General features: G+C 53.2%; 13 protein-coding genes. 5 read left to right on the top strand and 8 right to left on the bottom strand.

From position 1 onward, the window contains the following. Positions 1 to 1439 precede the first annotated feature (1439 nt). The 6 genes from dusB to AN477_RS18805 form a co-directional block, all read right to left on the bottom strand. Complete coding sequence (dusB, locus tag AN477_RS18830; RefSeq protein ID WP_054970712.1) at positions 1440 to 2420, bottom strand: tRNA dihydrouridine synthase DusB; 981 nt, start codon at positions 2418 to 2420, stop codon at positions 1440 to 1442. Positions 2421 to 2740: 320 nt separating this feature from the next. Continuing rightward, positions 2741 to 2971 carry a TM2 domain-containing protein gene (locus tag AN477_RS18825; protein ID WP_054970711.1) on the bottom strand — a complete coding sequence of 77 codons (231 nt, stop codon included), beginning with the start codon at positions 2969 to 2971 and terminating at the stop codon, positions 2741 to 2743. A gap of 167 nt (positions 2972 to 3138) precedes the next feature. Continuing rightward, on the bottom strand, positions 3139 to 4017 hold the full coding sequence (locus tag AN477_RS18820; RefSeq protein ID WP_245631892.1) for a D-alanyl-D-alanine carboxypeptidase family protein: 879 nt from the start codon (positions 4015 to 4017) through the stop codon (positions 3139 to 3141). 139 nt (positions 4018 to 4156) lie between these two features. Continuing rightward, positions 4157 to 4840 carry a metal-dependent transcriptional regulator gene (locus AN477_RS18815; RefSeq protein WP_054970710.1) on the bottom strand — a complete coding sequence of 228 codons (684 nt, stop codon included), beginning with the start codon at positions 4838 to 4840 and terminating at the stop codon, positions 4157 to 4159. Between the two features lie 142 nt (positions 4841 to 4982). Beyond that, a complete protein-coding gene (locus AN477_RS18810) occupies positions 4983 to 5651 on the bottom strand; it encodes a fumarylacetoacetate hydrolase family protein (RefSeq protein ID WP_245631891.1) in 669 nt (222 codons plus the stop codon). A gap of 229 nt (positions 5652 to 5880) precedes the next feature. Beyond that, entirely contained in the window at positions 5881 to 6309 is a 429-nt protein-coding gene (locus tag AN477_RS18805) for a BrxA/BrxB family bacilliredoxin (RefSeq protein WP_054970709.1), read from the bottom strand. Positions 6310 to 6575: 266 nt separating this feature from the next. Between AN477_RS18805 and hemE the strand changes: the two genes are divergently transcribed. The 4 genes from hemE to AN477_RS23955 all read left to right on the top strand — a co-directional run bounded on the left by hemE (position 6576) and on the right by AN477_RS23955 (position 10708). Next, entirely contained in the window at positions 6576 to 7628 is a 1053-nt protein-coding gene (gene hemE / locus AN477_RS18800) for a uroporphyrinogen decarboxylase (protein ID WP_054970708.1), read from the top strand. A 21-nt stretch (positions 7629 to 7649) separates the two neighbouring features. Then, positions 7650 to 8600: a ferrochelatase gene (gene hemH / locus AN477_RS18795; protein ID WP_054970707.1), complete on the top strand. Its 951-nt coding sequence runs from the start codon at positions 7650 to 7652 to the stop codon at positions 8598 to 8600. Beyond that, on the top strand, positions 8597 to 10006 hold the full coding sequence (hemG, locus tag AN477_RS18790; protein WP_054970706.1) for a protoporphyrinogen oxidase: 1410 nt from the start codon (positions 8597 to 8599) through the stop codon (positions 10004 to 10006). Before hemH ends, hemG begins: the two co-directional genes overlap by 4 nt. A 240-nt stretch (positions 10007 to 10246) precedes the next feature. Beyond that, a complete protein-coding gene (locus AN477_RS23955; RefSeq protein ID WP_083486451.1) occupies positions 10247 to 10708 on the top strand; it encodes a FluC/FEX family fluoride channel in 462 nt (153 codons plus the stop codon). Here AN477_RS23955 and AN477_RS25955 read toward each other — a convergent pair. Together AN477_RS25955 and crcB are read right to left on the bottom strand one after the other, a co-directional pair. Next, positions 10595 to 11014: a manganese efflux pump gene (locus AN477_RS25955; RefSeq protein WP_425388200.1), complete on the bottom strand. Its 420-nt coding sequence runs from the start codon at positions 11012 to 11014 to the stop codon at positions 10595 to 10597. The genes AN477_RS23955 and AN477_RS25955 overlap by 114 nt on opposite strands. 239 nt (positions 11015 to 11253) lie before the next feature. Beyond that, the gene (gene crcB, locus AN477_RS18780; RefSeq protein ID WP_054970705.1) at positions 11254 to 11622 is read right to left on the bottom strand and encodes a fluoride efflux transporter CrcB; all 369 of its coding nucleotides are present in this window, start codon (positions 11620 to 11622) and stop codon (positions 11254 to 11256) included. A 385-nt stretch (positions 11623 to 12007) separates the two neighbouring features. On the opposite strand from crcB, the gene AN477_RS18775 reads away from it, so the two are divergent. Then, positions 12008 to 14002, top strand: a complete 1995-nt coding sequence (locus tag AN477_RS18775; RefSeq protein WP_157062064.1) for a S9 family peptidase — start codon at positions 12008 to 12010, stop codon at positions 14000 to 14002. Positions 14003 to 14114 lie beyond the last annotated feature (112 nt).

The following is a 14114-nucleotide window of genomic DNA, read 5'->3' as shown; positions in this document are numbered from 1 at the left end:
GGCAAATCGGGCTGCCTTAGTCGCTTCCACCGACTTAGCAGGAGGCTGGCCAATCCGTTAAGTCGCTCCGAGCGACTTAACTCCTCATTTTTTGCGCCTTAAGTCGGTTTCGCCGACTAAGCCAGAGCCACTCGGGGCAAATCGGGCTGCCTTAGTCGCTTCCACCGACTTAGCAGGGGGCTGGCCAATCCGTTAAGTCGCTCCGAGCGACTTAACTCCTCATTTTTTGCGCCTTAAGTCGCTTCCACCGACTAAGCAAGGGCCAATCGGGGCAAATCGGGCTGCCTTAGTCGCTTCCACCGACTTAGCAGGAGGCTGGCCAATCCGTTAAGTCGCTCCGAGCGACTTAACTCCTCATTTTTTGCGCCTTAAGTCGGTTTCGCCGACTAAGCCAGAGCCAATCGGGGCAAATCGGGCTGCCTTAGTCGCTTCCACCGACTAAGCAAGGGCCAATCGGGGCAAATCGGGCTGCCTTAGTCGCTTCCACCGACTTAGCAGGAGGCTGGCCAATCCGTTAAGTCGCTCCGAGCGACTTAACTCCTCATTTTTTGCGCCTTAAGTCGCTTCCGCCGACTAAGCAAGGGCCAATCGAGGCAAATCGGGCTGCCTTAGTCGCTTCCACCGACTTAGCAGGAGGCTGGCCAATCCGTTAAGTCGCTCCGAGCGACTTAACTCCTCATTTTTTGCGCCTTAAGTCGGTTTCGCCGACTAAGCCAGAGCCACTCGGGGCAAATCGGGCTGCCTTAGTCGCTTCCACCGACTTAGCAGGGGGCTGGCCAATCCGTTAAGTCGCTCCGAGCGACTTAACTCCTCATTTTTTGCGCCTTAAGTCGCTTCCACCGACTAAGCAAGGGCCAATCGGGGCAAATCGGGCTGCCTTAGTCGCTTCCACCGACTTAGCAGGAGGCTGGCCAATCCGTTAAGTCGCTCCGAGCGACTTAACTCCTCATTTTTTGCGCCTTAAGTCGGTTTCGCCGACTAAGCAAGGGCCAATCGGGCCAATCGGGCTGCCTGAGTCGCTTCCACCGACTTAGCAGGAGGCTGCGCGATCCGTTAAGTCGCTCCGAGCGACTTAACTCCTCATTTTTTGCGCCTTAAGTCGCTTCCACCGACTAAGCAAGGGCCAATCGAGGCAAATCGGGCTGCCTTAGTCGCTTCCACCGACTTAGCAGGAGGCTGCGCGATCCGTTAAGTCGCTCCGAGCGACTTAACTCCTCATTTTTTGCGCCTTAAGTCGGTTTCGCCGACTAAGCGAGGGTTAATCGGGGCAAATCAAGCTGCCTTAGTCGCGTCCACCGACTAAGCCAGAGCCAATCGGGGCAAATCGGGCTGCCTTAGTCGCTGCCAAAAAATTAGCCGGTGTATCGTGGCCGTTGCAATGAAGGCCCAGACTATAACGTTAGAGTCTGGGCCTGAGACTGTCGATGATGTTGCTCGTCTTACACCGCGATCCCAAGCACCTCATCGAGGAACGCCCGAAGTGCATTCTCCATACCATCCCGAGTGGTTTGCGTGTTGACGATATCGCGCATCTGGGCAGACCCAGGCAGGCCTTTGATGTACCATGCCGCGTGCTTGCGCATCTCACGGACACCTACGACATCACCTTTGTAATCACAGAGCAGGTGCAAATGTTCAATCGCCACAGCGATCCGCTCCACAGCATCCGGTTCGGCAAGTTCTTTGCCAGTGCTCAGGAAGTGGCTGATTTCGCGGAACACCCACGGGTTGCCAAGTGCAGCTCGGCCCACCATTACACCGTCGCAACCAGTCTCTTCGAGCATGCGTTTCGCCGCCATCGGATCGGTCACATCACCGTTCCCAATCACAGGTATCGAGACACCCTCTTTGACGCGGCGGATGATGCTCCAATCGGCTTGTCCACTGTACAGCTGTTTAGCGGTACGCCCGTGGACAGCCACTGCCTGCGCACCAGCCTGCTCGACCGCTTTCGCGACCTCGACCGCATTCACAGAATCGTCGTCCCATCCTTTGCGGAACTTGACGGTGACCGGTTTGTTGACACGTTCCACCACCGCCTTGACAATGTCTGCAGCATATTTGGGGTCCCGGGCAAGTGCTGCGCCCGATCCGTTTTTATAAATCTTCAACACAGGGCATCCCATGTTGATATCAATCAAATCTGCGTTGGTCTCACCGAGCATTTCCGCTGCAGCGACCATCGATTCCTTATCGTAACCAACGAGTTGCAGGCTTACTGGGTGTTCATCCGTCAAGATGGTCAACATCTGTTGGCTTTTGAGACTGCCATGCACCAACCCTTTGTCACTGACCATTTCCGCACAAACCATACCCGCACCCAGCCGCTTGGCTATTTTTCGAAAGGGCGGATTGCAGACGCCGGCCATCGGTGCCAAGATGACAGGATTATCAATCTGAACATCGCCAATTTTCAGCATTGCACAACCTCCCATATACACAGAAAAACCTGCCCAACAACAAGGCTTCGGCCGCAATACGACCCGAGTCCTCACCTGTCATCGGTCACAGGAAGACAATAATGATACGATACCAGAGGATCGATTTCAGATCAAACCTCAGAAGTTGGTTGCTTTAACTTGCTTTCGCGATATGGCCGTTCCCTCCATCTCCGTTCCCTCTATCTCCGTTCCCTTCAAGATCCTCTTCCTTTATCTCCACACTGACATCGCCATCATCTGCTCTCACCGAAACAATGTTTCTTCCACCTTGCTCATCATCGATTCCACCACCTTGTTCATCATCGGGCCCGCTGGGCCATGCCTGCAGTCAAAAACAAATCGACAAGCCACCAGACTCCGACAATGAACACCAGGATGTGCCCAATGAGGATTGGAAAGGTGATGCCGCCGATAATCGTCAGCGCCAGCATTGTCACACCGCTGCCCACGCGTCCACAGTACATTCGATGGATTCCGAGACTCCCCAAAAAGAACCAGAGCACATATGCCAATGCAACTGACCTTCCCACGGAGCATCCTCCCTTTCTTATCACCGAAACACGGAACAGTCATAAGGTATCCGTGTATCAGGTGAATCAAACAGGCCGCCTCAGCCCTAACCTACGTTATGCTGTGACGGCCTGTTTGAATGTGTGGGAGTTCGCCCTGTTCGCTCTGCCCCAAGTCGTGTCAATCACTACACCAACTGAACAGCCTTATCACGATAGGACCAGTCTAACAACCGCCGTGTCTCGCGGTACATGAAACTCTTTCTCGGTGCTCCAAGGACAACCGACACCCGGGTATGTCCATGCTGTTTGACTGCAAAAGCAAGACAGTACATGGCTTTTGAAGTGTAGCCCGTTTTTCCGCCAATTGTTTGGCCGTAGGTGGTGTTCGTTACATAAAGCATTCGGTTGCCGTTGTGAAACGGCTTGCCTGCAATACTGTAGTCCTTCGTCTGCATCGCGGCGACAATCCTTGGATACTTTACGGCCTCTGCTAAAATCAAGGCTACGTCGCGTGACGTGGTCTTGTGCGCATCATCATGCAAACCGTTTGGCGTTACGAAGTTCGTGTGGGTGCATCCGAGCAACCGCGCCTTCAAGTTCATCATCCGGGCGAAACCCTGCTGGGAACCCCCGACAGTCTCTGCAACGGCATAGGCCACATCGTTTGCACTCTTCATGATGACCGCACGGAGTGCGTCGTCAGCGGTGATCGTGGTCCCGCTTTTCAGACCGAGTCGAACCCGTGGTTGGCTGGCTGCTTCCTTGCTGATGTACACTGGATCCTTTGGATTCAAATGCGTCACCAGCAGGATTGCCGTCATCAACTTTGTCGTGCTGGCAGGGTAAAGCTGCAGATCGGGGTTTTTGGCATAAATGACCTGATGAGTGTCCGCATCCATCACAATGGCAGACTTTGCGTTGAGAAACACGCGGTCCGAAGCATATACAGGGGCCGTTGATGCAACCGGGACGGCGAGCATCGTAACGCCAAGGAACAGCAACTTGAGCCTGGCCCTCTGCATAAACAGGCTCACAAAGTGCAGTAATTTCATCACCGAGACCATTTGAACACTCCTTTACGGTTTCACAACCTAAAGTTAGCAGAATGGCCCCGGTTTATGCCAAGTAAACGCCAACCCCACGACAATCTGCGAGCTTTACTTTGGCTTCAACTTCATGTGAGTCTTGTTCAACCCGTGGGTTTTACTCTGACTTTTGCGTTACCGATGCAGGTTGAACAATGATCCGCTCCGCAACCGTGAGGTCAAGTGCATAGACCTGTCCGTTCACTTCCACAGGCACGCCAGCCTCATATCGACTTTCGGTTTGATTGACGTTAACCTGGGCACCAGGAATCAACCCTGCTTGATGGAGAAAACGCAACAAACCAAGGTCTTCTTCCGCATGCTCAAAAATGCGAATAATCTCAACCTGCGCCGGGGGAACCACATCCGTCAGGCGCATGCCATGCGGTTGCCGAGAACCCGTCCCAGGAATCAGGTTCCCGTGCGGGCACGTCAAAGGGTGTCCAAGCCTTTCGTACAGGCGCTGCTCGACGAGCGGTGAAATGGCGTGCTCAAGCCGCCCCGCCTCTACGTGGGCATCCGCCCAGTCGAGACCCAGTTCATCACTTAACCAGCGCTCAAGTAAACGGTGTCGACGTACTACCGTCTCCGCTTTGTCGAGCCCTTCATCCGTAAGCGAAATTTCTTTGCCAGCCCCCATTGTGACCAGGCCCGCATTGGACAGACGTTGAACTGTCTGTGTAATCGTCGGTCTCGACACATTCAAATAGTCCGCGAGGACCGAACCGAGTACGGTAACGCCTTCACCAGTCAATATGTAAATGGCTTCAAGGTACTGCTCAACCCCATGCGTCCTTGGCATTCTTGACTCCCTTCCTTCAAACCGTGCTTCTTAAAAACACTTCAAACCAAGCTTCATTCAACCTTCATTCAACCTTCATTCAACCAAGCACCGCCCGAACGAGCCTCTGTGAAGCGAACATCGTAACTCCCGAGAACAAAGCCTAGTCCAGTGCGACCGAACAAGCACCCCAAATCCGGTCTCCAAACTTCAGCGTCAGTTGGTCTCCATCTGACAGTGGCCCGACGCCTGCAGGCGTACCGGTGTAAAGGATATCGCCAGCCTGGAACCCGAACTCCCGACCGACATACTCTACCAAGGTATCGAATGGGAATACCATGTCAGCAGCCTGACCATGCTGGACAACCCGGTCTCCAATCATCATGGAAAAAGGTGTCGTCACAAGTGCATCAAAATCAAGCACACGGTAAAAATCAGTCAAAACACCCGACTTCGGAAACGACTTCGCATATTCCCAGGGCTGTCCAGCCGCTTTCAGCCGATTCTGTGCGTCACGATCGGTCAGATCTATGCCGAGCGCCACGCCCGCCACTGCCTCTTTTAGGCCCATACCGGGCTCGTACGTACGGTCAAACCACAACACAATTTCAAGTTCATGATGAATATTACTGCGCTTACCAGGCAACTGAAGGGTTCCCTGACATGGTGTCAACGCATGTGTCCACTTGCCGAACAACATCGGTTCACTCGGCACTGCATTGCCTAACTCTGTCGCATGATCGCGATAGTTCCGCCCTACACAGTACACGTTTCGAACCTGTTCGATCGCTTCATCAACATGCAGCCATACTTTTTCTTCAACGGCAGCCATGTGCGCACTCCTCCTGTAAATCGACAACTTTCTCCTATTCTAGCACAGCCCTGTTTGAATTCCGCGTGTAATCCGAAGAGTATCGACCCAACAACAAAAAGAGGATACACCCGAATCACGGGATATACCCTCTCTTCTAATACATTTGAGCCTGCCCCAGGGTACCCAAGCCACCCCAACACCTGTCTTACAAGCGAGTAATCGTTAGGCGTGTCTTGCGACTGGAAGCTTAGCAGTAGGCGTTGTACATTTCCTTCAGGCGACCGGCCACATGAGCGGCACTCGTGCCCTCAATGTCACTGCGGTGAAGCTGGCTGACCAGCTTACCGTCTTTAAACAACCAGACAGACGGCGAAGAAGGCGGGTTATTTTCGAAGTACTCCCGCGCACGTGACGTTGCGTCTTTGTCCTGGCCTGCAAACACGCTCACCAAACGGTTCGGGCGTTTGTCGGTCTCAAGTGACATCGCGATGCCTGGGCGTGCAATCCCGCCCGCACAACCACAGACAGAGTTGACGACCACCAAAGTTGTACCTTCCTTGTCATTCATTACGGTGTCAACTTCTTCAGGGGTTTTCAACTCTTGAAAGCCAATCTGCGTCAACTCATCACGCATTGGCTGAATCATCATTGCATAGAAATCCAGTTCGAGGCTCATTGCCATCCCCCTCATACTTAGACTTTCTCCTTCATTATAACACTTTCTGCAAAATGATTGACAACACGCCGGTGGACATTAGGGATCTGTCCTGCCACCGTACCGACATTTTCTGCCTGTAGTCCGCCGACTTTCGTGTTTGTACTGGATTGCCGTCGAGTGGTTGTGCAAAACTAGTTCATTCAGATAGTTGCGTCGAACTCTGTAGTACGTTTATAACTTGAAGTGAGACTTTGTGTCCCACGGGGCACGCAAAGGAGCCAAACATGCCTTTCGAGAGTACGTTCTTACAAGCCTGTGCAAGGCAACCCGTCCCTCATATCCCCGTCTGGTACATGCGCCAAGCCGGCCGATATCAGCCTGAATACAGGGCGATTCGAGAAAAATATACATTGGTCGAGATCTGCCGCCAACCAGAACTTTGTTATGAGGTGACAAAACTGCCGGTTACGCAGCTCGGCGTTGACGCGGCAATTCTGTTTTCCGACATCATGATTCCCATTGGTGCAATGGGATTAGACTTTGAAATTAAGGAAAGTGTTGGACCCCTGATTGCAAATCCAGTCCGTTCGAAGGCTGACATTGACAGGTTGCAGGTTTTCGACCCGGAGGAGAAACTCCCCCACGTCCTTCGCAGCATTGAGCTACTGAAGAACGACCTGACGGTTCCTTTGATTGGCTTTACAGGCGCTCCATTTACCTTAGCCAGCTACATGATTGAAGGACGGCCATCGCGAAATTACATTCGGACAAAGCAACTGATGTGGAGCGACAAGACCTTATGGAAGTCCTTGCTCGACAAGCTGGGTGCGATGATTGTTCGTTACGCCAAGGCACAAGTGGCCGCTGGTGCCGCTGCAATTCAGTTATTCGACAGTTGGGTTGGAAACCTGTCCGTCGCGGATTACCGGGAATACATTCTGCCAACAATGAAAGACATCTTCAGTGCACTGAAAGACACCGGTGTGCCGCTGATTTACTTCGGGGTTCAGACCGGCGAATTATTGACGTCGTTTGCAGAGACCGGCGCAACGGTCATCGGAGTAGATTGGCGCGTCCCCATTCGGAGTGCGAGGGAACGGATCGGCTATGAATTTCCTGTTCAAGGCAACCTCGATCCGATTCTCCTTTTTGCACCTTGGGAAGCCTTGGAGCGCAGAACCCGTGAAATTCTCGATGAATCAATGGACAAGCCTGGATTCATCTTCAACCTTGGCCATGGTGTGACACATAACGACCCACCTGTTGCCGTTGAGACTTTGCAAAGGTTGACCGAATTCATTCACAACTACACAAGTGACAAGTTACGCCGCTCTTGAGTTAAGAAAGGAGCTGTTCCTATGCAAACACCGCTGCAAACACCGCCAATCGGGGTGCTCGTGATGGCTTATGGTACCCCAAGAAGTCTGGAAGAAGTTGAAGCGTATTACACGCATATCCGCCGCGGTCGCGCACCAAGCCCGGAACTGCTGCAGAACTTGATAGACCGATATCAGGCTATTGGCGGGGTGTCCCCTCTTAACGAGATCACCCGGGCACAAGCAGAGGGCATTGAAGAACGACTCAACAAGTCAAACCAAGGTAGCTTCAAGGTATACCTTGGTATGAAACACAATGCGCCGTTTATCGCTGATGCTGTTGCTGACATGGCGCAGGATGGGGTTTCGCATGCTGTGACCTTGGTCCTTGCACCACACTATTCGACGATGAGTGTGGCGAACTACCAAAAGGCCGCCAATGAAAAAGCAACAGAACTTGGTCACCCCGACTTCGTTCACGTGGACAGTTGGCACCTGGAGCCAAAGTTCATTGAACTACTGTCGGATCGTGTTGCTGAAGCCCTAAAGCTATTTCCATCCAAAGATGCTGTTCGCGTGTTGTTTACCGCCCATAGCCTGCCAGAGAGAATTTTACAGGTTGGCGATCCCTATCCCACACAACTTCGCGAGACGGGAGACGCTGTCGCCGCTGCACTTGGTTTAACGAACTACTCTTTTGGGTGGCAGAGTGCCGGTCGAACAGAAGAGAAGTGGCTCGGTCCGGATGTTCTTGACGTTCTGCGAGAACTTCATGAAGCGGGTGAGAATGATGTAGTCATCTGCCCAACCGGATTCGTGTCCGACCATCTTGAAGTCTTGTACGACGTGGACATTGAATGCCAGGGATTAGCAAAGTCACTCGGTATGCATCTTGAGCGGACGGCATCGCTGAACGCGGACCCTCGTTTTCTCGATCTGTTAAGTGATGTCGTTCTCAACCGCGCGAAGGATATTCCGGGTATCGGACAGTGAAGCGCCCACGGGTCGTCATCGTTGGCGGCGGCATAACAGGACTGACCGCGGCTTACCACATGAAACAACTGTTTGAACGCGGGGCTGTGGAATGTATCCTGCTGGAAGGCAGTTCTCGTGTTGGTGGAAAGATCCTGACGTATCGGGAAGACAATCTGGTATTGGAACTCGGTGCAGACTCGGTCGTCGAACACATGGCTGCGCATGATCTAATTCGTAACCTCGGGGTGCAGGCTGAAATTGTCCCAAGCCCTGCTGATGCCGAGCATTCTTATATTCTCTCGGAGAAGCGACCCGTACCTGTACCCGCTCCTTTGTATTTCGGGATTCCTGCTGATTGGAGAGTGGTTTGGCGCACGCCCCTTGTCTCTCCGAAAGGTAAGTGGAGAGTCATGTTGGACTACCTTGCCCCGAGATCGAATCACGAGAGTACAGACGATCCTGAACCATCACTCGGCGCGTTCCTTCGCCGTCGACTCGGAGATGAGTGGACCACTGAAGTCTGCGAACCCTTGCTGTCGGCTGCCTTTGCGGCAAACCTGGATGACCTTGGCCTATCCGCAACCTATCCAGAACTTTCACAGTTGGAAACTCGGTATCGGAGTGTACTTCACGGCGCCAGGCAAACAGAGTTTAAAGACCGCTTTCAGCGCCATCTTTTAACACTCAGAAACGGCATGCAAACCGTCACCGAGCGGTTGTTCGATGAACTTCGGGACTTCGCCGATATACGCACAGACAGTCCCGTGACCAAAATTCAACGCTTTGAGAACGGTCAATACACGGTTGAAACAAGCGTTAGGGACACCACCGAGGTCATCCTGGCCGATGCTGTCGTTGTTGCTGCCCCCGCCCCCGTTGCAGGGCAACTATTGTGCTCACTATCTGCCAAAGCGGCAAAGCTGAGCGCCATTCGATACGTCTCGACGGGAACGGTATTGCTTGGGTATCCTGCTGAGACAGTGATGGGGTTTCCAGGCACAGAGGTATTCGTTCCCCCATCAGCTTCGGCCTACGTGACCAAGATCACGGTCACATCTCGCAGATGGCCGCATCTGACCCGTGATGAACGGATCATCGTGCGTGTCGACGTCGGGCGCCGCGGTCAACAAGATTGGCTGGGTATGGAAGATACCAACCTTCTGGCAAGCATTGAGGACAACGTTCAGCGCATACTCGGCATCTCTGCCAAACCATGGTTCCGAAAACTGACACGGTGGGAAAAGGGGATTCCACAGTATGAGGTCGGACACCTCGCACTCGTAGCGGAAGTCGAAGAGCACCTCAAAGTGGATGCACCAGGAGTGTTTCTGGCGGGCGCAGCTTATCACGGAATCACCGTACCCGAATGCGTTCAAAGCGGCCTCTTGGCTGCAGAGAAGACTGCTGCCTGGGTCAAGGCATGAGATGTGCACGCATGAGAGCAGGCATGAGATGTGCAGTCATTGACTGGGATAACCCAACTCCGTACGCGTCTGGCTGAGAGTTGGGCACTTGTCGTGGTACATTAGAGGCTGCGTGAATAGGATACGGTAACTGAATCGGTGATGTAGCTCACCATAACATCCGACGGGATAATGGCTACTGCGGAGTTTGTCGTTCGCAGTGGCCATTTTTTGTTGTTGAGACGTAAAGGAGGATGATGGATGAACATCGCAGCTATCTTGATTCTCGGTGCTGTCGGCGGTATTGCCCGGTTCGCCCTGGAGGGCATCGGGCTGTTTGGCACCATCGCAGTCAATCTCATCGGTTCGTTCCTCCTCGGCGTCATTGGTGAACTCGTCATTCACAAACCTGCAGCGCCCTGGATTCGAGATGGAGTCATCATCGGATTGTTAGGATGCTTCACCACATTCTCATCATTTGTTCAGGATTCAGAGCAGCTGCTTTCCTACGGGGTGTGGGCTGTCGCACTATTCACTGTCTGCGGGGTTGTAGGAGGTCTGAGCTTGTACTGGCTTGGAGAACACACCGTGAAGTGGATCATAAACCCGTCACAATTGAAGCGCACTCACAATCAGGAGCACACTGCAAACCAGAATTACGTGCTTTCCCCACTTTCGTGGTCTAGGACTCATGCCGAGCCACACCGGGATCGTCAGGACTGAGAAATTACAGAGCCCGACGGACAAAGCACTCGTCGTCAGGCTCAAGTTTGCAAACCCAACCCCAAAGCCGACGGTTAATGCAGTCAAGCCGTTGGCGAGCCCGACGAACATCATTTCATTCAGTCCAAAACGAAAGCCACCGGATGAGAAAACGACTTGCCGCAATGGACTACCAGTGGACGCGCAAGAAGCAGACGGAAGCCACGTCTGAACCATACTCCAACTGCCGACGCAGACGAGGATTGCAGCTCCAACAACATAGCGCATCTGCCCGGGAATCATACTCGACACACGCAGCGCAGTCATTCCACCTATGATCACACAGAACACCGATATTGCTGTTACAGCATAATAAAATACCCACGGGGCACGGCGTTCTAGCTGATCACGGGCGGACTGAAAAGCGAAGTTGTCAAAGTTGGATCCGATCCCAACTAAGATGCTGAGCATGACCGACATCATCTTCGCACCACTCCCCCACCTATTCTCAAGATATGGCTGGGAGGTTGTCCCCTTTAGGGACAAGTGGCTAAGAATCGTCCAATTTAGGCCAACCACAGTTTGGCGAGCCATGCCAGCAGAAAGCCCAAACCGAGAGACGTTGCAAGGTACAGCGTTGCGAGGAACCGGGTTTTGCGATACAACTTGACTGTGTCAGCCGACATCGTAGCAAAAGTTGTAAATCCACCGCAAAATCCAGTGCCAAGGAGCAACCACCACTGGGGATCGTGATGAACAACAGAGAATTCTGTATAGAAGATACCGAGCAGCAACGTCCCAAGCATATTGATGATCCACGTACCCCATGGGAAGTCGCTGTGATTCGCTGCACCGATACCCTTGCCAAGACCGTAGCGGAGAACCGCACCGATAGCCGATCCGCCTCCGACCAACACAGTACTCAATCCCGTCACTATCTGTTCCCCCTTTGCAAGCAAAGTTGTAACGTAAACAGGCTCCTGTAAACGGACACATTGTCCATTCACAGAGCGCCAGTTACGCATGATCACATGCTGTGTACAAAGGTTAACCTGGTCAGTGACACCGCTGCCACAAGCGAGCCGATGTACTCAAGAACTCCCTTTTGCCTGTTACATCATATGCAGCAAACGGAACGCAGGCTACGGAGCAGACACCAGAGCAGGAACCAGGTTATTGATTTGCGGGCTGCCAATTCCGGTCACAAGGTCGTAACCAGGAAGGGCGTGATTCGTAAACGATACGAAGGAGAATGATGACGCCTCGCGAACAGGTAATGAGACGTTTCTTTTCGCTTGGTATTCTGGAGGAGGAATGAAAGTGCCGATTGAATCTCTCTTTGGCATCGCAACTTGGGGACAACTTGTATTTGATCCGATGCAACCGCGACTCTATTTCAGTGAATCCCGCCCTGATAAAAAAGGCAACCGTACGCAAAGCCGCATCATGATGATGGATATGACAGACCCAGCAGCCGGCGCCGTACCGCTCACGTCTGGTCCCAGCGACCAGCGGCCTTCCCCATCACCAGATGGCAAGTGGCTCGCCTTTTTATCCCGCCGTTCGGGCAGCTCACAGGTGTGGCGCCTTCCATTGTTTGGCGGCGAACCCACACAACTCACCTTTATACAAGGTGGTGTCAAAGGCTTTTCTTGGGCCCCTGACGGTCAATCGCTCGTCGTCACCGCTCACATCAAAGATGGTTCTATCACGCGCGAAGCGCCAAAGTCTGAACCTTCCTCTGACGCAACAGACGAAGAACTGGATCGGTACTTCAATCAAGATGTGCGCCACATTACCCACCAGTATTACAAGCTGGATGGCGAAGGTTTCTTTGACGACGGTCGCGATCAACTTGTTCAAGTATCCCTCGACGGAGATACGGAGTTATTGACGCGCGGTCTAGACCACTATGCGGATCCCGTCTTTTCCACAGACGGTGCAAACATCTACTGCCTGCACCGTGCCTATGATCCCGAAGGAGCACACCCTGGCATCGTTCACGTCGAACGGCTTTCCCTCGAGAGTCGTGAATGGACCGTCTTACCTCTTCCTGACTGGTCCATTGGCGGCCTGCAACTGTCGCCGAATGGAACACATCTTGCTTTTTACGCTACGAAACCAGAGGACATGGGATATGGCCTTACCTCCCTCTACAGTTGGGATCTCGTACACAATGTGTTAACCGACCTATCATCTCAAACCAACCGGTGTGTCGGCGACGAAAGCTCATCTGACGTACCTGCGAACTCCACAGCCAAGCCCGCGTGGCGTGGTGCCGAGGTATTGATGCTTCTCTCCGACTCCGGCCGAGTCACCTTGACAGCGTTCGGGCAACCGGGCAACGCAACACCGCTGTGGGACGCCCAGCGTGTTGTGTACGATTTTGCAATTAAGGGTGACCTGGTCGCATTGGCCGTGTCTGACCCCACCCATCCCTCTGGCATCGCACTCGTCGAGTTTGGACAAACCAACGAATCCATTTCGTGGGCGCCGACCCCGTGGTCAGACAACGGATCGTCCAAACCGCCTGTCGCACCAGAAGAGATTTGGGCGGTTGAGTCCGATGGCACAAAGGTACAAACCTGGTGCCTCCAGCCGGAAGGACCTGGCCCACATCCTGTCATTCTTGAAATTCACGGCGGCCCGATGGCCATGTACGGTTATCGTTACTTCCACGAGTTTCAGTGTCTCGTCGAGGCGGGTTATGCCGTTGTGTATACAAATCCACGCGGCTCACAGGGATATGGCCACGAGTTTTGCAGCGCCATTATTGGACAGTGGGGCGATAAAGACTATCGCGACGTGATGGCAGGTCTCGACGCCGCACTCGCCAAGTGGCCTAATCTGGATGCCACGCGACTAGGCACAGCCGGCGGAAGTTATGGTGGATTCATGGTCAACTGGATTGTGTCGCACAATGACCGGTTCAAGGCTGCTGTTACGATGCGATCCGTCGTCAATCGCTTCAGCGCGATGGGTTCAAGTGACATGGGCTGGTTACGGATTCCACAGTATGGAAGCAAGCCGTGGTGGGAAGAACCCGAACCATATTGGCAGCAATCTCCGTTGAAATACGCTTCCAACATTCATACGCCACTCCTCATCGAACACCAAGAGCAAGACTTTAGGTTGCCAATTGAGCAAGGCGAGCAGTTGTACAGCGCACTCAAATACTTGGGGCGTGAGGTCGAAATGGTACTCTACCCAGGAGAATCCCACGGCATGAGCCGCGCTGGCCGACCTTGGCATCGGATCCACCGGTTACACATGATTGTCGACTGGTTTAACAGATACCTTGAGCCCACAGAGTAGAGGAACGACCAAACCGCACCAAGCGGTGCACGGAAAGTCCTCTCATCGTCTCCGGTAGGACGCTGTGATCGCAAATGACCCTCCCTTACGGGGTGGGTCATTTTGCCGTCCG

It is taken from the genome of Paenalicyclobacillus ferrooxydans (assembly GCF_001399675.1).
Lineage (GTDB): Bacteria > Bacillota > Bacilli > Alicyclobacillales > Alicyclobacillaceae > Alicyclobacillus_B > Alicyclobacillus_B ferrooxydans.
Note: the sequence above shows the minus strand (reverse complement) of the source record. Positions and strands in the feature narration are given on the sequence as shown.

Bases quoted from the DNA above. Each gene is read 5' to 3' on its own strand.
- dusB (WP_054970712.1), bottom strand. From the start codon at position 2,420: ATGCTGAAAATTGGCGATGTTCAGATTGATAATCCTGTCATCTTGGCA.
- AN477_RS18820 (WP_245631892.1), bottom strand. From the start codon at position 4,017: ATGGTCTCGGTGATGAAATTACTGCACTTTGTGAGCCTGTTTATGCAG.
- hemH (WP_054970707.1), top strand. From the start codon at position 7,650: ATGCAAACACCGCTGCAAACACCGCCAATCGGGGTGCTCGTGATGGCT.
- AN477_RS25955 (WP_425388200.1), bottom strand. From the start codon at position 11,014: ATGACTGCGCTGCGTGTGTCGAGTATGATTCCCGGGCAGATGCGCTAT.
- AN477_RS18810 (WP_245631891.1), bottom strand. From the start codon at position 5,651: ATGGCTGCCGTTGAAGAAAAAGTATGGCTGCATGTTGATGAAGCGATC.
- hemE (WP_054970708.1), top strand. From the start codon at position 6,576: ATGCCTTTCGAGAGTACGTTCTTACAAGCCTGTGCAAGGCAACCCGTC.
- AN477_RS18815 (WP_054970710.1), bottom strand. From the start codon at position 4,840: ATGCCAAGGACGCATGGGGTTGAGCAGTACCTTGAAGCCATTTACATA.
- AN477_RS18805 (WP_054970709.1), bottom strand. From the start codon at position 6,309: ATGAGCCTCGAACTGGATTTCTATGCAATGATGATTCAGCCAATGCGT.
- AN477_RS23955 (WP_083486451.1), top strand. From the start codon at position 10,247: ATGAACATCGCAGCTATCTTGATTCTCGGTGCTGTCGGCGGTATTGCC.